Source organism: Catellatospora vulcania, assembly GCF_009720385.1.
GTDB classification, from domain to species: domain Bacteria; phylum Actinomycetota; class Actinomycetes; order Mycobacteriales; family Micromonosporaceae; genus Catellatospora; species Catellatospora vulcania.
In genome coordinates, this window is sequence record NZ_WARX01000026.1 from 1 (window position 1) to 18,145 (window position 18,145).

An 18,145-nucleotide genomic window follows, 5' to 3' on the forward strand; every position below is an offset into this window, starting at 1 on the left:
ATCTGCTCCGGGGACTTCGAACCGGCGACCAGCTCGGCGACACTGTCGTTGACCTGCTGGCCGACGGCCGGCGGATACGCCTGGTCCAGATACAACTGGAACCCCGTCGCGCTGGCCAGGCTCGCCGCGACGACCTTGCTGTTCGGATCCTTGATCGCGTCCGCGGCATCCTTCACCGTCGGCAGCACCGCACCCGTCGCCGCGGACTTGCGCTGGTTCGCGACGTCCAGCAGCACCTTCAGGAAGTCCACCGTCGAGGCCGGGGCGTTCTTGCCGACCACGAAACCGTTGCCGCCACCGAACGCCTCCGCCACGGTCCCCTTGCCGCCCTCGACCGCCGGGAACGCGAAGTAACCCAGCTTGTCACCCAGGCCCTTCTTACTCGTCGAGCTCGACGCCTGCACCGACGGAGCCCACTGCCCCATCAGCTCCAGCGCCGCCCCGCCGTTGCCCATCGTCGCCGCCTGACCATCCGGCGAGCCGTACTCCGCCCCCAGGAAACCCTTCTGGAACGGCTGCAGATCCACCAGCTCCTTCAACCGCGCACCCGCGGCGATGAAGTCCGGAGTGTCGAAGTTGTTGTCCTTCGCCGCCTGCTGAAGCGCTCCCAGACCACCGATGCGCATAGCCAGGTACGCCCAGTAGAAATGCCCCGGCCACTTCTCCTTGCCCGCCAGCGCGATCGGCACGATGCCCTTGCTCTTGATCGTCGACACCGTCGTCAGCAGCTCAGCCCACGTCGTCGGCGTCGCCGTGACCCCCGCCTTGGCGAAAAGGTCCTTGTTGTACCAGAACCCGACCATGCCCACGTCGAACGGAACCCCGTAGACCTTCCCGTCGATCGTGAACGGCTGCAGCGACGCCGGCAGCAGGCTGCCGATCCACGGCTGCACCTGCTCGGTGATGTCCTTGACCAGCCCGGCGTCGACCTGCTGCTGAAGCACGCCGCCACCCCAGGACTGGAACAGGTCCGGCGGGGATCCGGCCTGGGTCGCGGTGGTGAGCTTGGCCTTGAAGGCCTCGTTCTCCAGCGGCTGGATCTGGACCTTGACGTTGGTGTGCGCGGTCTCGTACTCCTTGGCCATCGCCGCCCACACGGGCAGCATCGGCTCGGTGTTCTGAATGTGCCACCAGTTGATGGTCTGCGGACCGTCGGGATTGGTGGGCTCGTCGCCGCCGCAGGCGCCGAGCAGGTAAGCGCCGGCGCCAACACCGGCGATGCCCAGCAGCGATCTGCGGGAGAGGTGCGCTGTCATGAGCCGTCCCTTCGCGATACATATCAGGTGCTCGGGTGTGCCGAACGAGTCGGCGGGAGGTGCCCGGAGCCGGCCCGAAAGTTTCTGCCCGGGGGCCGGTATTTTCGCTTGATGGCGCGCACGTTACGACGTGTGCACGCGGTAGGTCAAGGGCTGTCGCATCTCTACTGGAACAGATACCGTGAGCGAGAATATCGCCACCCGTGGACCTGTTCTATCGGCCTGTTTCCGGAAGGTCGGCGGTTCGCCGGAGGGACCAGGCGCAGCAGAGGAGAACACATGTCGACCGAGATCGCAGACGTGGCCACCGCCGCCCGGTCGATCCGCAACCCGATCCTGCCCGGGTTCCACCCCGACCCCTCGATCCTGCGCGTCGCCGACGACTACTACCTGGCCACCTCGACCTTCGAGTGGTACCCGGGCGTACGCGTGCACCACTCTCGCGACCTCGTCCACTGGCGCGCCCTCGGCGGCATCGTCACCGAACGCCGCCTGCTCGACCTGCGCGGCTGCGGCGACTCCAACGGCGTCTGGGCACCCGACCTCACCTGGCACGACGGCCAGTTCCACCTCGTCTACAGCGACGTCGCCAGCTTCGCCAGCGGCTACTGGGACCCCCAGAACTACCTCATCACCGCCCCCGACATCACCGGCCCCTGGTCCGACCCGGTGCGCCTGCACGCCCACGGCTTCGACGCCTCGCTGTTCCACGACGAGGACGGCACGACGTGGCTGCTCAACATGAGCGCCGACTGGCGGCCGGGACGGAACCGGTTCGGCGGCATCGAGATCCAGCAGTACGACCGCGTTTTGCGAAGCCTGGTCGGCGAGCGGCGCATCATCTTCACCGGCACGGCCGCGGGGCTGACCGAGGGCCCGCACCTGTACCGCCACGACGGCTGGTACTGGCTGGTCACCGCCGAGGGCGGCACGAGCTGGGACCACCAGGTGACGGTGGCCCGCTCCCGTGACCTGTTCGGGCCGTACGAGGTCGACCCGGCCGGGGCGTTGCTGACCTCGGTCGGGCGTCCGGACCTGGCACTGCAGAAGGCCGGACACGGCAGCCTGGTGCAGACCCAGCACGGCGACTGGTACCTCGCCCACCTGGTCGGCCGCCCCTACACCCCGCTGGGCAACTGCGTGCTCGGCCGCGAGACCGCCATCCAGAAAGTCGACTGGACACCCGGCGGCTGGCCCGGCATCCCCGGCGGCGTCCCCGCCGACGAGATCGCCGCACCCGGCCTGCCCGAACACCCGTGGCCCGCCGAACCCGCCACCGACCACTTCGACGCGCCCGAACTCGGCGCGTGCTGGTCGACGCTGCGGCGTCCGGCCACACCGGACTGGGTCGACCTGCGCTCGCGCCCGTCCCACCTGCGTGTCTACGGCGGGCAGTCACCGGTCGGCAAGCAGACCCCCAGCCTGGTCGCCCGCCGCGTCGGCGCGACCCACTGCTCCCTGGAGACCGTCGTCGAGTTCGATCCGGCCGACCACCGGCAGCTCGCCGGGATCACCGGCTACTACAACACCCAGAACTGGTACTACGCCTACCTGACCCGGGCCGACGACGGACGGCGCACGCTGGAGGTGCTCAGCTCGAACAGCGGTAAGCGCACCGCCCATCAGGAGCTGACCGTCGACGTGACCGGGGTGGACCGGGTCGGGCTGCGCGTGGAGTTCGACGGGCCCGCGCTGCGCTTCGCGTACCACACGGGGGTCGGCTGGTCCGAGCTGCCGGCGACGTTCGACGCGACGATCCTGTCCGACGAGCACGCCGCCCGGGAGGTCGACGGCGAGCCCGCAGCCTGGGGCTTCACCGGGGCGTTCCTCGGCCTGTGGGTGCAGGACCTGGGCGCCGACGGCGCGTACGCCGACTTCGACCACGCCACCTACCTGGAGCGCTGAAGATCCGGTCAGCCGATGCGCAGGCCGAGGGCCTGGGCGATGACGACGGCCTGGGTGGCGTCGATGACGGCGTCGCGCAGCTCGACCTCGTTCGGATGCACCGCGGTCAGGTCGCTGCCGCGCAGGTCGCAGCGGTTGAACTTGGCCCGGGTCAGGTGCGCCCCGGACAGGTCCACGGCGCTGATCGTCGCGCCGTCGCAGAGCGCGGAGGTCAGGTCGGCCTCGCGCATGCGTACGCCGGAGAAGGTGACGCCGCGCAGGTCGGCGTCGGACAGGTTGACGAACGACCAGTCGCCGCCGGTGACCCGCAGCGGCCGCAGCGTGCACTGCTCGAACACGCTGCCGGTCAGCTTGCACCCGGCGAACTCGGCCTCGAACAGGTTGCAGCGCAGGAACCGGCAGCGCAGGAACGCGCTGTCGGCATGCCGGGAGGCGTTGAGCTTGACGTTGCCGAACACGCACTCCTCGAACACCGCGTTGCGGCTGGACAGCTCGGTCATGTCGACGTCGCGGAAGGTGCACCGCAGGAAGTGCCGGTCTGCCAGCTCGTCGCCGTACCAGTCCTCGCCGGAGAAGCTCGCGTCCTCTGTCACCTCAGCCACCCGGCCACCCTAACCGCCCGCCGCCTTCGCGTGCCGCCGCCCGGACCGGCGGTGGCACGCGAAGATCAAGCCGCGGTGGGAGCGGCCGCCGTGACGGCCGGGGCGGCGGGCTCGGGCGCGCGCAGGCGGCGGACCGATGGGACGGCGAGCAGGGCCAGCGCGGCGGGCACGCCCAGCAGCGTCATCGCGTACAGCGTCGGGCGCAGGTCGATCGTCTGCGCGACCGGCCCGGCGACCGCCAGGCCGAGCGGCATCAGGCCCGCGGTCAGCAGGTAATCGTAGGAACTGACCCGCGACAACGCCGCCTGCGGCACGTTCGCCTGCAGGGACGTCTCCCACAGCGTGAACGCCAGCGACACCGCCACGCCGGTCACGGCTTCCAGGGCGGCGATCACCGGGATGGTCGGACCGGCCCCGATGATCGCCGCCTGGCAGGACGCCACGGCCAGGGCGGCCGCGGCGACCGCCAGCGGGCGGCTGATCCGCACCCGCATCGCGATCACGTCGCCCACGATGGAGCCGACACCGAACGCCGCCACCACCACCGACCAGGCCGCCGCGCCGCCGAACTCCCGCTCCGCCAGCACCGGCCCGAGCACGAACACCGACGGCAGCACCACCACGTGGTACACCGACAGCGCGGCAAGCATCGACCACACCCAGGTCCGCGACCTGACCTCGGTGAAACCCTCACGCAGCTGTGCGAAGAAGCCGCCCTGCGGCGCGTCCGCGGGGTCCGCGGCCCGCGGCGTGAGCCGGGCCAGGAACGCGGCGCTGACCGCGAAGCTCAGCGCGTCGAGTGCGATCGCGCCACCCGGCCCGAGCAGGAAGATCAGGCCACCGGCCAGGGCCGGGCCGGCGACCAGGCCGGTCGACATGACCAGGCCGCGCAGTGCGTTGGCCTCCTGCAGCCGATCGGAGCCGACGATCAGCGGCATCAGCCCACCGGCGGCGGGCGCGAAGAAGGCGTCGGCGGTGCCGAACACCGCCATCAGCACGACCAGGTGCCAGACCTGCGCGACCCCGGCCAGCAGCAGTGCCGCGACCAGCGCCTGGGTCACGAAGCGGACCAGGTCGGAGACGAGCATGACCTGCTGGCGGGGCAGCCGGTCGGCCCATACGCCGCCGGCGAGCGCGAACACCAGGAACGGCACCAGCGTCGCCGCGCTCACCAGGCCCACCTCGGCCGCGCCCGCGCCGGGGATGGACAGCACCGCGAACGGGACCACGACGAAGCTGATCCGGTCGCCGACCATGGACAGCGCCTGGCCGTAGAAGTAGCGGGCGAACTGGCGTTCCTCGCGCAGCACGGCGGGAATCAGCGACCCCATGACGATCCTCTTCTCGACTGTCGAGGACGGGCGGATGCGGCCGCGTTCCTGCTGGTGACAGCCCAGGCTAGGAGCCCGTCAGGGACTCGGCAACGTATTTCCGCCGGTCGCGGGCCGTCGACCGGCGCAGAGCATGCCGTCTACGATGCGACGATGTCGTCCCCTCGACCTGGCCTGCGCCACCCTGTGCTGACCGTCACCCTGGTCATCGCGGCCGCCGTAGGCCTGGCCTGCGGCGTCAAGCCGCAGCAGTCGAGCGTCACCGGCAGCACCCCGGCCGCGTCCGCACCGGTCGCCTCGCCCGGGTCCGCGCCGACCGCGAAACTCGGCCAGAGCATCGAGACCAGCGGCGGCCTCGGTGACAACCGCGTCGCGTACACGGTCAGCAAGGTGGCCCGGCACACCGTCGCGCCGGACAGCGTGCTGGTGCGCCCGAAGAAGGGCCTGTTCGTCGCGATCACCGTCGAGGTGAAGGTGACGGCGGGCAAGACGTACGCCTGCTTCTGTGACTTCGCGCTGGTCGCCGTGGACGGCACGCTGTTCGAGCCGGTGCTGCCGTTCGGCTTCGACGCCGGCATGCAGTCGGTCACCCTCAACGCCGGGGAGAAGGCGGGCGGGGTGGTCGTGTTCGACGTGCCGAAAGACGCCGCCGACGGGGTTCGCGTGCAGTTGCGCCCCGACATCACCAACGACGTGCGCGGCTACTGGGCCGGCTGACCGCCGGCCGGGTCGCGCCGCCAGAACTGGCGCGGGGCGTAGCCGTCGCGGCGCAGCCAGTGCTCGGTGTACACGATGCGCTCAGCCTCGATGACCACCAGCGGCCCGGCGGGCGGCTCGTCGAGCGGGCGGGACCGCTCGACGTGGTCGTTCTGCCAGCGGAAGGCCTCCCAGTAGTGGTCGAACTCCGCGTCGCCGCGGTCCAGCGAGCGGGCTTGCCCGAAAACCTGCGCGCCCCGGCTGCTGGCCTGGCCGACCAGTGGCGCGAACACGCCGACGGAGACCCTCGGGTCGGCGGCGAGGTTGCGCATCTTCGGTGAGGTCGCCACGGCCGTGAACATCAGCGCGAAGTCCAGGTGGTAGTAGCGCACCGGGGTGGCCAGCGGGCCGTCCGGGCCGGTGGTCGCCAGCACGCACATGTTCTGCGAGGACAGCAGGTTGAGGATGCGCTCGGAGAGCCGTTCGCGCGGCAGCCGCCGGGCGGGCGACGGCCCGGCGAGCCAGGGGTTCGTCACAGCCATGATCGAGTCTCGCACGTCCCACCGCGCCGGCCGCGCGGCCCTGGCCTCCCCGGCCTCGCCGAGAGGATGGGAAGGGCACCTTCTACATCGCATAGCGATAAGAAGGTGCCCTTCCTTCGTGCTAGGCGAGGTTGACGAGGATGAGCAGGCCGATGGCGATGAAGACGGCGGGGACGAGCCAGTGGCCGTAGCGCTCGATGAAGGCCACGACGCGGGGGTGAGCGCCGAGCCACGCGGCGGCGGCGCACCAGACGGCGACGAGGACGGCGAAGACCGCGACGGTGACGAGGCTGTCGGTGACGCCGACGGTGCGGAACACGGGCGTGTAGACGGCGATGTTGTCCGCGCCGTTGGCGACGGTCACCCCGGCCACGGCCAGCGCCGTGGTCGCCACGGCGGGCGCAGGACCGCCGTCGCCCCGGGAGCGCAGCGTCTGGATCAGGGCGCGTACGCCCAGCAGGAGTGGAATGAGGCCGAGCAGGCCCACCCAGCGGTCGGGCACCACGGTCAGCCCTGCGGCGGCCAGCGCCGAGACACCGACCAGTGCGGCGATACCGGTGTACTGGCCGGTCCAGATCTCCCAGCGGCGCGGCCGGCCGGTGGTGCGGCTGCTCAGGAACAGCACGGTGAGCACGATCAGGTCGTCGACGTTGGTGCCCGCGAACAGCGCGACCGCCGCGCCGAGCGTCGCCCACAGGTGATCCACGGACCGAAGCCTAAGGCCACGGACGGCCGGTCACCCAGCGTGTCGAGTTCCACCTATTCAAATCTATCTACTTAACGTTCTATCCTCCTCAGGACCGGCAACCCCGGCGCACTCGATCCCGAGGAGTACGGCGTGAGAAGAAACCCCATCATCCGCGGCATTCTTGTCCTGTCCATGGCGCTCGCCGGAGCCGTGGCCATCCCGGCCGCCCCGGCGCTCGCCCTGGCCCCGCCCGACATCTCGCTCACCGACATCCGCACCCACCTGCAGCAGTTCCAGACGATCGCCAGCAGCAACGGCAACACCCGCCGGTCCACCACGGCGGGCTACACCGCGTCGGTGAACTACGTCTTCAACGCGCTGACCGCGGCCGGGTACAGCGTCGTCAAGCAGCCCTGCACCTCGGGCTGCACCAGCGGCGCCGGGCCGAACGTGATCGCGGACTGGCCGGGCGGTGACGCCAACCAGGTGCTCATGCTGGGCGCGCACCTCGACAGCGTGTCCGCCGGGCCGGGCATCAACGACAACGCCTCGGGCTCCTCGATGCTGCTGGAGCTGGCGCTGACGCTGGCCGAGCAGAACCCGACGATGGTCAAGCACGTGCGCTTCGGCTGGTGGACCGACGAGGAGCAGGGCCTCAACGGGTCCGAGTTCTACGTCAACTCGCTGTCGTCCACCGAGCGCGCGAAGATCACCGGGTACCTGAACTTCGACATGGTCGCCTCCACCAACGGCGGCTACTTCATCAACCGGATCACCAGCAGCCTCGGCCAGACCATCAAGGCCTACTACGACGCGAACTTCCCGGGCCTGAACCCGGAGGAGAACGTCGAGGGCGCGGGCCGCTCCGACGACGCCTCGTTCAACGCGGCGGGTATCCAGACCAGCGGCATCGCGGCCGGCGCGAGCGCCAACAAGACCTCGGCCCAGGTGACCAAGTGGGGCGGCACGACCGGCGACTACGACCCCTGCTACCACGCCTCCTGTGACACGTTCCCGTCCAACATCAGCGACACGGTGCTGAACCGGGCCGCCGACGCCTCGGCGTACGCGGTGTGGACCCTCGCCGTGGGCACCCCCGCGGGCAACGACTTCTCCATGGCCGCCAGCCCGGCGTCCGGCAGCACCACGGCCGGCGGTTCGGTGACCTCGACCATCGGCACGACCGTCACCAACGGCAGTGCCCAGTCGGTCGCCCTGTCCGCGTCCGGCCTGCCCAGCGGGGCGACCGCGTCGTTCAGCCCGTCCACCGTCACCTCGGGCAACTCCTCGACGCTGACCATCGCCACCAGCGCGAGCACCCCGGTCGGCACGTACACGGTGACCGTCACCGGCACCGGCAGCGCTGCGACCCGGACCACGACGTTCGCGCTGACCGTCGCCGGGCCGCCCGGCTGCTCGGCGACCAACCCGACCGACGTCACGATCATCGACCAGGGCACGGTGGAGTCGTCGATCGCGATCACCGGCTGCACCGGCAACGCCGGTGCGGGCAGCACCGTCGAGGTGCACATCGTGCACACGTACGTCGGTGACCTGATCGTCAGCCTCGTCGCCCCCGACGGCAGCCTCTACACGCTGCGCAACAAGACCGGGGGCAGCGCGGACAACATCGACCAGACGTTCACGGTCAACCTGTCCAGCGAGGTCGCCAACGGCACCTGGAAGCTGCGGGTGCAGGACGCGGGCCCCTCGGACGTCGGCTACATCAACAGCTGGACGCTGAACCTGGGCGGGGCGCTCCCGCCGGGCTGCAGCGGCACCAACGCCGCCGATGTGACGATCACGGACCTGGCCACCGTCAACAGCCCGATCACGATCTCGGGCTGCACCGGCAACGCGTCGGCGACGTCCACGGTCGAGGTGCACATCGTGCACACGTACAAGGGCGACCTCGTGGTGAGCGTGGTGGCTCCGGACGGCAGCGCGTACGTGCTGCACAACCGGGCCGGCGGCAGCACGGACAACATCGACCAGACGTTCACCGCCAACCTGTCGACCGAGGTGCGCAACGGCACCTGGAACCTGCGGGTGCAGGACGCCGCGTCCGGCGACGTCGGCTACATCAACAGCTGGACGCTGACCCTGTGACCACGGTCGGCTGAGGGAACTCCGCTGCCCCGGGCCCGCACCGCCCGGGGCAGCGGCGCCCCCCGACGGGGCACGGCGTCCCCCAGGCGCCGCCGTGCCCCGCCACCGCGGGCGCAGCAGATGACCGTCCGGCGCGCCGCCCCTCCTGCGGCGCGTCGGGCGGGTCACCGCTTCAGCCCGCGGCGTGTGCCCCCTGTGCCATCACCTGCTCCAGCAGGGTGACCAGGACATCCTTGACCGACTCGCGGCGGCGGGCGTCGCACAGCCGCACCGGCACGTGCGAATCGAGGTTGAGCGCCTGCTCCACCTCCTGCGCCTGGTACACCCGCGCGCCGTCGAAGCAGTTGACCGCCACCACGAACGGGGTGCCGCGCTGCTCGAAGTAGTCGATGGAGCCGAACGCGTCCTCCAGCCGCCGGGTGTCGGCCAGCACCACCGCGCCGATGGCCCCGAACGCCAGCTCGTCCCAGACGAACATGAAGCGCTCCTGCCCGGGCGTGCCGAACAGGTACAGCACCAGGTCGTCGTTGATGGTGATGCGGCCGAAGTCGAGCGCGACCGTGGTGGTCGTCTTGGTCTCCACCCCGACCGTGTCGTCCACGCCGATGCTCTCGTCGGTGAGCAGCTCCTCGGTCAGCAGCGGCGAGATCTCGCTGACCGCTCCGACCAGCGTGGTCTTGCCGACCCCGAACCCGCCCGCCACCAGGATCTTGAAGGCGGCCGGAATGCCGCCCTCGTCGTCATAGGGCTCGGATGCCATCGATGACCGCCTTGAGAATGTCCGGGCTGGGTAGCTGGTTGACGTTGACGGGCACGCGCCGCCGGACCAGCCGGCGTTCGAGCAGGTCGCTGAGCAGCACCCGCACCGTGCCCGCGGGCAGTCGCAGGTACGAGGCGATCTCCGCCACCGACACGGGCCGCTGGCACACCGCCATGATCTCGGCGTAGACCGAGCCCAGGCCGCCGTCGGAGGGCAACGTGGGCCGGGTCGCCATGACGACCGCGATCAGGTCCAGGTCGCCGTGGCGCGGGCGGGTCCGGCCGGAGGTCATCGCGTACGGGCGGATCAGTGGCCCGGCCTCGTCGTCGACCCACAGCAGCCCGTCGCCGGGCAGGCCGTCGGGCTGCAGCGGCTGTGCCACGTTCACGGGTGGCTGCCGCGGGCCGGTGCGGTCAGATACTGGCCCACCCGCACCACGAGCATCGCCATCTCGTATGCCACCAGGCCCGCGTCGGCGTCCTTGCCCGCGACCACGGCCAGGCAGGCGCCGTTGCCCGCGGCCGTGACGAACAGGAAGCCGCCGTCCATCTCGATGATCGCCTGGCGGGCCTTGCCCTTGCCGAAGCGCCGTCCCGCCCCGCGGGCCAGGCCGAACATGCTCGCGGCGACAGCGGCCAGGTGCTCGGCGTCCTCCCGGCTCAGTTCCGCGGACGCGGCCATGAGCAGGCCGTCGGCGGACAGCACGATGGCCTTCTGGGCCTGCGCCACCCGCTCGACGAAATCGTCGGTGAGCCAGGCCAGGTCGGCCGCTCTCGTCTTCTGCTCCACGGTCATTCCCCTCCGCCTTGCCCTTCCTCGTGCCGCGGCGCTGTGCGCGGGCTCGGCCGTCGCGGCAGTGCGGGCCGGTCCTCGGGCTCCGGCTCGGGCTCGCCCGAGCCGCGGGGTTCGGTGGCGATCTGTTCGGCGGCGAGCCGGCCGCGCCGGCTGCCCTGCTGGTATGCCGCGATCAGGCTGTACACCTGGGAGGCCGGGCGTTCGGCGGGTGCCGGGGCGAGGTCGACGGCCGCCGGCTCGGGCTCGCGCGACGCGGCGGTGGTCAGCCGTAACTCCACTCCCGGCGGTGACTCCGGGGGTTCCTCCTCCACCCGTACGGCCTCGGCCGGATGGTCGGTCAGGGGCACCGCGGGCACCGCCGGGCGGGCGCGCACCGGCAGACCCGAGGGGGTGTAGACGGTGCCTTCGACCGGGCCGCGCGGGGCGGGCACCGCGACGCCGCTCAGGCCGGCGTCCGAGGTGGACCCGTTGACCCGGGCGGCCGCGGCGGCAGGGGCGGCGGTGGCGGCGGCTGGGGTCGCGGCGAGGGCGGGCGTGGGAACGGTGGCCGGGCCGGACGCGGGCGGCGCGGTCTCGGTTGCTGGTCCGGGCCCTGCCGACACGAGCGGCTCGGCCTCGCGCCCGACCGTCTCGTCGACTCGGGCCTCGGCCTGCCCCCCGACCGGCACGGCTGTCTCGACCCCGCCCTCGGGCTCCCGTTGCGGCCGCTCGGGCGCCGGGCGAGGCGTGCGGACCGGCAGCGCACCGGAAGGCTGCGCCGAGGCGGTGAGGGCGGCGCGGCGGTCGCCGTTGTCGTTGTCGTCGCCGCGGACCTCGCGCTCGGCGGCCGGCTGCGACACGGTCGCGGTGACGACGCGGTGCTCGCCGCTGTCGCCGCCGGGGACCGGCGTCCAGGAGTCCGAGACCAGGCTCGACGGGAGCAGCACGATCGCGGTGGTGCCGCCGCCCGGCGAAGGCTGCAGCCGGACCTTGATGTGGTGACGTTCGGCGAGCCGGCCGACGACGTACAGGCCGAGCCGCGGAGTGCCGGTGAGCAGGAACTCGGCGGGTTCGTGCAGCTGGGCATTGGCCTGTTCCAGATCGGCGGCGGTCATCCCCAGGCCGTGGTCCTCGACTTCGATCACGTAACCGGCGCCGACCGCGGAGCCGCCGACGTTGACCAGGGTGTGCCGGGGCGAGAACGCCAGCGCGTTCTCCATCAGCTCGGCCAGCAGGTGCACCACGTCGCCGACGGCGTGCCCGGCCAGCCCGGCGGCGTCGCTGGACAGCACGTTGACCCGGGGGTACTCCTCCACCTCGGCGACCGCGGCGCGGACCACGTCGACGACCGGGATGGTGCGCCGCCAGCCGCGGCCGGGCACGGCCCCGGCCAGCACGATCAGGTTCTCGGCGTTGCGGCGCATGCGGGTGGCCAGGTGGTCGACCCGGAACAGCTCGTCGAGTTCGGCGGCGTCGGTGGCGCGGCGCTCCATCGCGTCGAGCATGGTGAGCTGGCGGTGCACCAGCGTCTGGCTGCGCCGGGCCAGGCTCAGGAACAGGTCGCGCACGCTGCGGCGCAGCTCGGCCTGCTCGACGGTGGCCCGGATCGCGGTCTCCTGCACGGCGTTGAACGCCTGGCCGACCTGGCCGATCTCGTCGTTGCCGAAGGCCAGCGGCGGCGCTTCGGCGACGACGTCGACCTCCTCCCCGGCCCGCAGCCGCTGCACGACCCGGGGCAGCCGGGCCGTGGCCAGGTCGTCGGCGGCGTCACGCAGCAGGCGCAACTGGGTCACGATGGCCCGCGCGGTGGTGATCGACAGCACGATCGAGGCGACGACGGCGATGAGGCCCAGGCCCGCGGCCAGGATCAGCCGCACGATGACCAGGATGGTCGGGCCCTTCGCGCGTTCGATGGTCGCCTCGGCGAGGTCGATGTCGAGCTGTGCCACCGCGGACAGCGCCGGGTCGAACGCGGCCCGCCAGTCGGCGGCGCTGACCGGCGGCGCCTCGCCCGGTCTGGCCCGTGCGACGACCAGGTCCTCGAGCTGGGTCAGCCGGGTCAGCGCGGGGCCTTCCAGCACCGGGGAGTAGATCGCCGCGTCGTCGGGCAGGCCCTCCAGGCCGGTGGCGCGGATGTTGCGCTGCGCGCCGACGAGCTGGGCGAACTCGGCCGCGTCGGTGGCGGAGAAGCGGCCCGCGGCGAGCACGCCCGACATCAGCGCGTCCTCCTGCGACAGCAGCTCCCGACCCCGGGACATGATCAGCAGGTGGCTGAGCTGGTCGTTGATGGCCTGGTCGTCGAAGCTGGCGATGGTCGCGAAGATGCGGTACCCGACACCGATGGTCTGTGTGTAGTAGGCGACCGCGGCGGCCCGTTCGGCGCTGCGCTGGTCGACGTCGGCTCGCACCGGGCCGAGGCCGTCGAGCATCCGGCCCAGTTCGGCGATGTTGCGCTCGGCGATCGGGGTGGCCGCCCAGCCCGCGGTGGTGCCGCGGACCGACTCGCGGAAGCGTGCGGCGGCGGCGTCGGTGGCGGCACGCGCGGTGGCCAGCTCGGTGCGGTGGTCGTCGCCGGCCGCGGAGAGCACGACGGCGGAGATGCGCCGCTCGGCCTGCAGGGCGGCGACGAGCGAGTCGGTGGGGCGGCCCACCTCCTGGTCGAGGGTGCTGATCCAGAACAGGTTGAGGCCTTCGCGCATGGTCACGAACGCGGCGAAGGCCCAGAGCGCGGCGAGCGAGGCGAGCAGGAAGGCGATCTTCGCCCGCAGGTTCGAGGTCCGGGAGCTCATCACTTTCCCACCGACGCTAGAGGGTGCCGACCGCGACGGTCCGCGCCTGTCGGTGCTATGACCGCCACGCAAGGTGACTGACATCCAGCACTCAACACGACGCGGCCGCCACGGCGTCGCACCCCCTGTGCGATACGCCGGAAAGCCTCGGTGAACTCTCCTAAACCGACGTCCTAACGCGACAGACGGCGCCAGGCGAGCTCGGCGAGCAGCACCGCGCCGTCGGGCACCACCGCGTCGTCGTGGCGGGCCTGCGGCGCGTGGTTGAGCGGCGCGGTCGTCGGGTCGTGGCCGGGCGGGCAGGCGCCGAGGAAGACGAACGCCCCCGGCACCTGCTCGAGCACGTACGACATGTCCTCGGCACCGGCCGTCGGGTTGGCCGTCCAGGCGAAGCGGTCGTCGCCGAACAGCTCCGCGGCGGTGCTCGCGGCGAACTCGGCCTCGCCGCCGTCGTTCACCGTCACCGGGTAGCCCGGGAGGTAGTCGGCGTCGGCGGTGAGCCCGTGCGCGGAGGCGATGCCGTGCACCAGGTCCAGCACGCCCTGCCGGACCCGCTCCCGGGTGGCGGGGGAGAACGAGCGCAGTGTCGCGGCGAACTCGGCCTGTGCCGGGATGACGTTCTCGACGGTGCCGGCGTGGAAGCTGCCCACGGTGATGACGGCCGGGTCGAAGATGTCGATGCTGCGGGTGACGAACGTCTGCAGCGCGGTCACCATCTCGCACGCGGCCGGGATCGGGTCCTTGGCGAACCGCGGCGCGGAGCCGTGGCCGCCGGCCCCGCGCACGGTCACCTTCAGCGTGTCGGCGGCGGCCAGCATCGGCCCGCGCCGGGTGGAGAAGCGGCCGAACGGCTCGAGCGCCGACAGCACGTGGATGCAGTACGCCGCGACCGGGTGCTCGCCCGCGGCCTCCAGCAGGCCTTCGGCGATCATCGGCTCGGCCCCGCCGGGCCCCTCCTCGCCGGGCTGGAACATGAAGATCACGCTGCCGGGCAGCCGGTCGCGTACCCCGCACAGCAGCCGGGCCGCGCCGGCCAGCATCGCCACGTGCAGGTCGTGCCCGCAGGCGTGCATAGCGCCGTCCACCTCGGAGGCGTACTCCAGCCCGGTCAGCTCGGTGACCGGCAGCGCGTCCATGTCGCCGCGCAGTAGCACGACCGGCCCGGGCAGGCCGCCGCGCAGCACGGCGACCACCGAGCTGAGCGCCTTTCCCGTGGTGACCTCCAGGGGCAGCCCGTCCAGTGCCTGCAGCACGGCGGCCTGGGTCTGCGGCAGGTGCAGGCCGATCTCGGGGCGGCGGTGCACCTGCCGGCGCAGCGCGATGAGGTCGTCGGCGTGGTCCTGGACGGCGGCCCGGAAGCCGGAGTCATCGGGGGCGGAGTCGGCGGCGGCGGTGGCGCCCGTGGTGGAGGCGGGCGAGGCGAGGGTCGACATGGCGGCACGTTATCCGACCGGGAACGGCTGCGACAGGCCTCGCGCCGGGGCACGCGCTAGCGGGCCACCGGGAGGTCGACCCGTTTCGGCAGCAGGGCGCCCAGGCGCAGCAGCAGGAGGTAGGCGGCGGCGCAGCAGGCGATCAGCGCCAGCCACGGCATCGCCGGCCCGCGAGCCAGCAACCAGGTGGCCAGTCCGGGGCTCAGCGCCTTGCCGATGTTCCAGGACAGCTGGTAGACGGCGGTGTACCGGCCGCGCACGTGGTCGGGGGCGGCGTCGGTGACCAGCCCGATGCCGGAAGGGCCTTCGAGCAGGTTGGCCGCCGTCGCGGCGAGCATGGCCAGGATCAGGCCCGGCGCGACGAGGTGTCCCGGCACGCCGGGCAGGGCCGCGTACACCGCGAACGAGGCGGCGAAGGCCACCGCCGCCCAGCGCAGCGCGGCGGTCCGCCGGCGGTGTTCCATCAGCCGCCCGAGCACCGTCTGCAGGCCCGCGATGAGCACGGTCTCCATGGTGAACAGGACGCCGACCAGCCACAGCGGGCCGTCCAGCACCTGTGACACATAGATCGCCAGTAGCAGGCCGGGGATGGCCATGCAGAGCACCAGCAGCAGATTGACGAGCACGTACAGCAGGTAGACCCGGTCGCGGAGCACGGTGCGGAACGAGCCCGGTTCGACGGACGCGGCCTGCTCGCGGGGGATGAGGCGGGGCCGCCAGGTGCCGATCAGCAGGGCGAGGGCGACGAAGCTGGCCGCGTTGACGGCGGCGAGCGCGGGCAGCACGCGCGGGCCGGGGGCGGTCGCGGCCAGCGCGGCGGTGAGCCCGCCCGCGGCGAAGGAGGCGTTGCGCAGTGCGATCTGCGCGGCCAGCCAGCGCGGCCGGTCCGGCACGTCGACCACCGCGGCGGTCATCGACCGGATCGCGACCCAGAACGCGGCGTCGCCGACGGCGGCCAGCAGCGCGCACACCGCGATCTGCCACACGTCTGCGGCGAGCAGGAAACCGCCCATCCCGGCGGCCTGGAGCAGGCCGCTGGCGACCAGGGTGGGCTGCGGGCCGAGGCGGTCGGTGAGCGGGCCCGCGAGCACGCCGAGCGGCAGGGCCACCAGGCGGGCCAGGGTGACGGCGGCGCCGACGACGGCCAGGCTAGCGCCGGTCCACTGGCTCAGGAAGAGCAGCAGGAACGGCGCGAACAGGCCGTTGCCCAGGGCGTCGACGGCCAGTGCCGCGAGCAGGCGGCCATTGCCGCGGGTCCGGGGCAGGCCGAGCTGGTCGAGCAGTGGGTACGCAGTCACCCGGCGATCCTGGCGGATCAAGCGCACTTGAAGTCAACCGCATACTGACCTGCGACTATGTCCGCCCTGGCGGCGTAACGGGCAATATGCGTGTAGACCAGTTACCTATCGATTGGGTAGGGTTACCTCAGTCGATCACGCACAGGAGGTTTGAGCCTTGGACGTCGAGAAGACCGCGTTGCCGGGCATCGGGCTGCGGCACGAGTTCCAGACCAAACGGGGACAGCACGCGGCCGTGGTGTCGCACGTCTCGGGCAGGCGGGACATCGTGATCTACCACCCTGATGATCCGGACACGGCCGTCGCGACGTTGTCGCTCAACACCGACGAGGCCAACGGCATCGCCGAACTGCTGGGCACCTCCCGCATCGTGGAGCGCCTGGCCGACCTGCGCCGCCAGGTCGTCGGCCTGCTGACGGTGCAGGTGCCGGTCATCGCGGGCTCGCCGTTCGACGGTCGCACCCTCGGTGACACCCAGGCCCGCACCCGTACCGGCGCGTCCATCGTCGCGGTCATCCGCGGCGGCGAGATCCTCGCCAGCCCCCGCCCCGACTTCGTGTTCCAGCCCGGCGACCTCGCCGTCGCGGTGGGCACGGCCGAGGGCACCGCCGCGGTCACCGACATCCTCAACAACGGCTGACGCGTATGCACGGAGCCATCACCCTGATCGAAATCGGCGCGGTCATCCTCGCCCTGGGCCTGCTCGGCGCGGTGTCGCTGCGGGTCGGCATCTCCCCCATCCCCCTGTACCTGCTCGCCGGGCTCGCCTTCGGCAAGGGCGGCCTGCTGCCCATCGACTCCGCGGGCGACTTCGCCGCGACCGGCGCCGAGATCGGCGTCATCCTGCTGCTGTTCACCATGGGCCTGGAGTACACCGCGCCCGAACTGGTCAGCACGCTGCGCCACAACGCCCCGGCCGGCCTGGTCGACCTGGTCCTGAACTCGGCGCCCGGCGTCATCGTCGCGTTCCTGCTGGGCTGGGGGCCGGTGGCCGCGGTCGCGCTCGGCGGCATCACCTACGTCACCTCGTCCGGCATCACGGCGAAGGTGCTGGCGGACCTGAACTGGCTGGGCAACCGCGAGGTGCCCATCGTGCTGTCGCTGCTGGTCTTCGAGGACCTGACCATGGCGATGTACCTGCCGATCCTGACCGCGATGCTGGCCGGGGCGAGCTTCGTGACCGGCCTGACCACGCTGGGCATCGCGGGCCTGACCATCACCGTCATCCTCGTCGTCGCGCTGAAGTTCGGCCGGTACGTGGAGAAGTTCGTCGCCTCGCCCAGCTCCGAGGTGCTGCTGCTCAAGGTGCTCGGCCTCACCGTGCTGGTCGCCGGCGTCGCCCAGCAGCTGCAGGTCTCCGCCGCGGTCGGCGCGTTCCTGGTCGGCATCGCGCTGTCCGGGCCGCTCGCGCACACCGCACGGGAGCTGCTCACGCCGCTGCGCGACGTGTTCGCGGCGGTGTTCTTCGTCTTCTTCGGCCTGCAGACCGACCCGACGGCACTGCCGCCGGTGGCCGGCATCGCCATCCTGCTGGCGCTGGCGGGCATCGCGACGAAGATGGCGACCGGCTGGTGGGCGGCCAAACGGGCGCACATCAGCGTCGCGGGCCGGCTGCGCGCCGGGGTGGCGCTGCTGCCCCGTGGCGAGTTCAACATCGTCATCGCCGGACTGGCCGTCGCGGCGGGCATCGAACCGCAGCTCGGTCCACTGGCCGCGGCGTACGTGCTGATGCTGGCCGTGCTCGGCCCGCTCACCGCCCGCGGCGTCGAGCCGCTGATCAACCGGATCAGCCGTCGCCGCCGTGCCGCCGAAGCGGCCGCCGGCGCCCCGTCCGACACCGCTCCGCTGCCCGCCCAGCGGGGCCCCGACCCCGACGCCTCCCCCGCCCAGGCCTGACCCGGGCGCGGCTCGCGCCTTACACAGACGTCGGCCTATCTGGATGAGTTCGATCGCCGAAAAGTC

General features: G+C 72.0%; 16 protein-coding genes. 5 read left to right on the forward strand and 11 right to left on the reverse strand.

What is annotated here, in order from left to right:
* A partial coding sequence (locus tag F6W97_RS35525; RefSeq protein WP_155374968.1) for an extracellular solute-binding protein occupies positions 1 to 1,256 on the reverse strand: 1,256 nt, incomplete at its 3' end.
* 279 nt (positions 1,257 to 1,535) lie between these two features.
* On the opposite strand from F6W97_RS35525, the gene F6W97_RS35530 reads away from it, so the two are divergent.
* On the forward strand, positions 1,536 to 3,161 hold the full coding sequence (locus F6W97_RS35530) for a glycoside hydrolase family 43 protein (RefSeq protein ID WP_155374969.1): 1,626 nt from the start codon (positions 1,536 to 1,538) through the stop codon (positions 3,159 to 3,161).
* 8 nt (positions 3,162 to 3,169) lie between these two features.
* On the opposite strand, the gene F6W97_RS35535 is transcribed toward F6W97_RS35530, so the two are convergent.
* Together F6W97_RS35535 and F6W97_RS35540 are read right to left on the reverse strand one after the other, a co-directional pair.
* The gene (locus tag F6W97_RS35535; protein WP_155374970.1) at positions 3,170 to 3,763 is read right to left on the reverse strand and encodes a pentapeptide repeat-containing protein; all 594 of its coding nucleotides are present in this window, start codon (positions 3,761 to 3,763) and stop codon (positions 3,170 to 3,172) included.
* A gap of 65 nt (positions 3,764 to 3,828) precedes the next feature.
* A complete protein-coding gene (locus tag F6W97_RS35540) occupies positions 3,829 to 5,094 on the reverse strand; it encodes an MFS transporter (protein ID WP_196279468.1) in 1,266 nt (421 codons plus the stop codon).
* A 153-nt stretch (positions 5,095 to 5,247) separates the two neighbouring features.
* Between F6W97_RS35540 and F6W97_RS35545 the strand changes: the two genes are divergently transcribed.
* Complete coding sequence (locus F6W97_RS35545) at positions 5,248 to 5,811, forward strand: DUF4352 domain-containing protein (protein ID WP_155374971.1); 564 nt, start codon at positions 5,248 to 5,250, stop codon at positions 5,809 to 5,811.
* On the opposite strand, the gene F6W97_RS35550 is transcribed toward F6W97_RS35545, so the two are convergent.
* Together F6W97_RS35550 and F6W97_RS35555 are read right to left on the reverse strand one after the other, a co-directional pair.
* Entirely contained in the window at positions 5,796 to 6,332 is a 537-nt protein-coding gene (locus F6W97_RS35550; RefSeq protein ID WP_155374972.1) for a pyridoxamine 5'-phosphate oxidase family protein, read from the reverse strand. The genes F6W97_RS35545 and F6W97_RS35550 overlap by 16 nt on opposite strands.
* Before the next feature lie 121 nt (positions 6,333 to 6,453).
* Complete coding sequence (locus F6W97_RS35555; protein WP_230687246.1) at positions 6,454 to 7,038, reverse strand: cadmium resistance transporter; 585 nt, start codon at positions 7,036 to 7,038, stop codon at positions 6,454 to 6,456.
* Between the two features lie 132 nt (positions 7,039 to 7,170).
* Between F6W97_RS35555 and F6W97_RS35560 the strand changes: the two genes are divergently transcribed.
* Positions 7,171 to 9,129, forward strand: coding sequence for a M28 family peptidase (locus F6W97_RS35560; RefSeq protein ID WP_456236813.1), 1,959 nt, complete (start codon positions 7,171 to 7,173; stop codon positions 9,127 to 9,129).
* A gap of 172 nt (positions 9,130 to 9,301) precedes the next feature.
* On the opposite strand, the gene F6W97_RS35565 is transcribed toward F6W97_RS35560, so the two are convergent.
* The 6 genes from F6W97_RS35565 to F6W97_RS35590 form a co-directional block, all read right to left on the reverse strand.
* Positions 9,302 to 9,889, reverse strand: coding sequence for a GTP-binding protein (locus F6W97_RS35565; RefSeq protein ID WP_155374973.1), 588 nt, complete (start codon positions 9,887 to 9,889; stop codon positions 9,302 to 9,304).
* Positions 9,870 to 10,277, reverse strand: a complete 408-nt coding sequence (locus F6W97_RS35570) for a DUF742 domain-containing protein (RefSeq protein WP_230687247.1) — start codon at positions 10,275 to 10,277, stop codon at positions 9,870 to 9,872. Before F6W97_RS35570 ends, F6W97_RS35565 begins: the two co-directional genes overlap by 20 nt.
* Positions 10,274 to 10,678: a roadblock/LC7 domain-containing protein gene (locus F6W97_RS35575; protein WP_155375109.1), complete on the reverse strand. Its 405-nt coding sequence runs from the start codon at positions 10,676 to 10,678 to the stop codon at positions 10,274 to 10,276. The genes F6W97_RS35570 and F6W97_RS35575 overlap by 4 nt, the downstream gene beginning before the upstream one ends.
* Before the next feature lie 2 nt (positions 10,679 to 10,680).
* The gene (locus tag F6W97_RS35580; RefSeq protein ID WP_196279469.1) at positions 10,681 to 13,452 is read right to left on the reverse strand and encodes a sensor histidine kinase; all 2,772 of its coding nucleotides are present in this window, start codon (positions 13,450 to 13,452) and stop codon (positions 10,681 to 10,683) included.
* 173 nt (positions 13,453 to 13,625) lie between these two features.
* Positions 13,626 to 14,885 carry a M20 metallopeptidase family protein gene (locus F6W97_RS35585; RefSeq protein ID WP_155374975.1) on the reverse strand — a complete coding sequence of 420 codons (1,260 nt, stop codon included), beginning with the start codon at positions 14,883 to 14,885 and terminating at the stop codon, positions 13,626 to 13,628.
* A gap of 56 nt (positions 14,886 to 14,941) precedes the next feature.
* A complete protein-coding gene (locus F6W97_RS35590; RefSeq protein WP_196279470.1) occupies positions 14,942 to 16,183 on the reverse strand; it encodes an MFS transporter in 1,242 nt (413 codons plus the stop codon).
* Positions 16,184 to 16,340: 157 nt separating this feature from the next.
* Here F6W97_RS35590 and F6W97_RS35595 point away from each other — a divergent pair, with 157 nt between their 5' ends.
* Entirely contained in the window at positions 16,341 to 16,823 is a 483-nt protein-coding gene (locus F6W97_RS35595) for a cation:proton antiporter regulatory subunit (protein WP_155374977.1), read from the forward strand.
* 5 nt (positions 16,824 to 16,828) lie between these two features.
* Positions 16,829 to 18,079 (forward strand): cation:proton antiporter, encoded by a 1,251-nt coding sequence (locus F6W97_RS35600; protein ID WP_155374978.1) that lies wholly within the window; start codon positions 16,829 to 16,831, stop codon positions 18,077 to 18,079.
* Positions 18,080 to 18,145: the final 66 nt, after the last annotated feature.

Excerpts from the sequence above, each read along its gene's own strand:
- F6W97_RS35585 (WP_155374975.1), bottom strand. The coding sequence starts at position 14,885 with ATGTCGACCCTCGCCTCGCCCGCCTCCACCACGGGCGCCACCGCCGCC.
- F6W97_RS35530 (WP_155374969.1), top strand. The coding sequence starts at position 1,536 with ATGTCGACCGAGATCGCAGACGTGGCCACCGCCGCCCGGTCGATCCGC.
- F6W97_RS35580 (WP_196279469.1), bottom strand. The coding sequence starts at position 13,452 with ATGAGCTCCCGGACCTCGAACCTGCGGGCGAAGATCGCCTTCCTGCTC.
- F6W97_RS35600 (WP_155374978.1), top strand. The coding sequence starts at position 16,829 with ATGCACGGAGCCATCACCCTGATCGAAATCGGCGCGGTCATCCTCGCC.
- F6W97_RS35550 (WP_155374972.1), bottom strand. The coding sequence starts at position 6,332 with ATGGCTGTGACGAACCCCTGGCTCGCCGGGCCGTCGCCCGCCCGGCGG.
- F6W97_RS35540 (WP_196279468.1), bottom strand. The coding sequence starts at position 5,094 with ATGGGGTCGCTGATTCCCGCCGTGCTGCGCGAGGAACGCCAGTTCGCC.
- F6W97_RS35565 (WP_155374973.1), bottom strand. The coding sequence starts at position 9,889 with ATGGCATCCGAGCCCTATGACGACGAGGGCGGCATTCCGGCCGCCTTC.
- F6W97_RS35545 (WP_155374971.1), top strand. The coding sequence starts at position 5,248 with ATGTCGTCCCCTCGACCTGGCCTGCGCCACCCTGTGCTGACCGTCACC.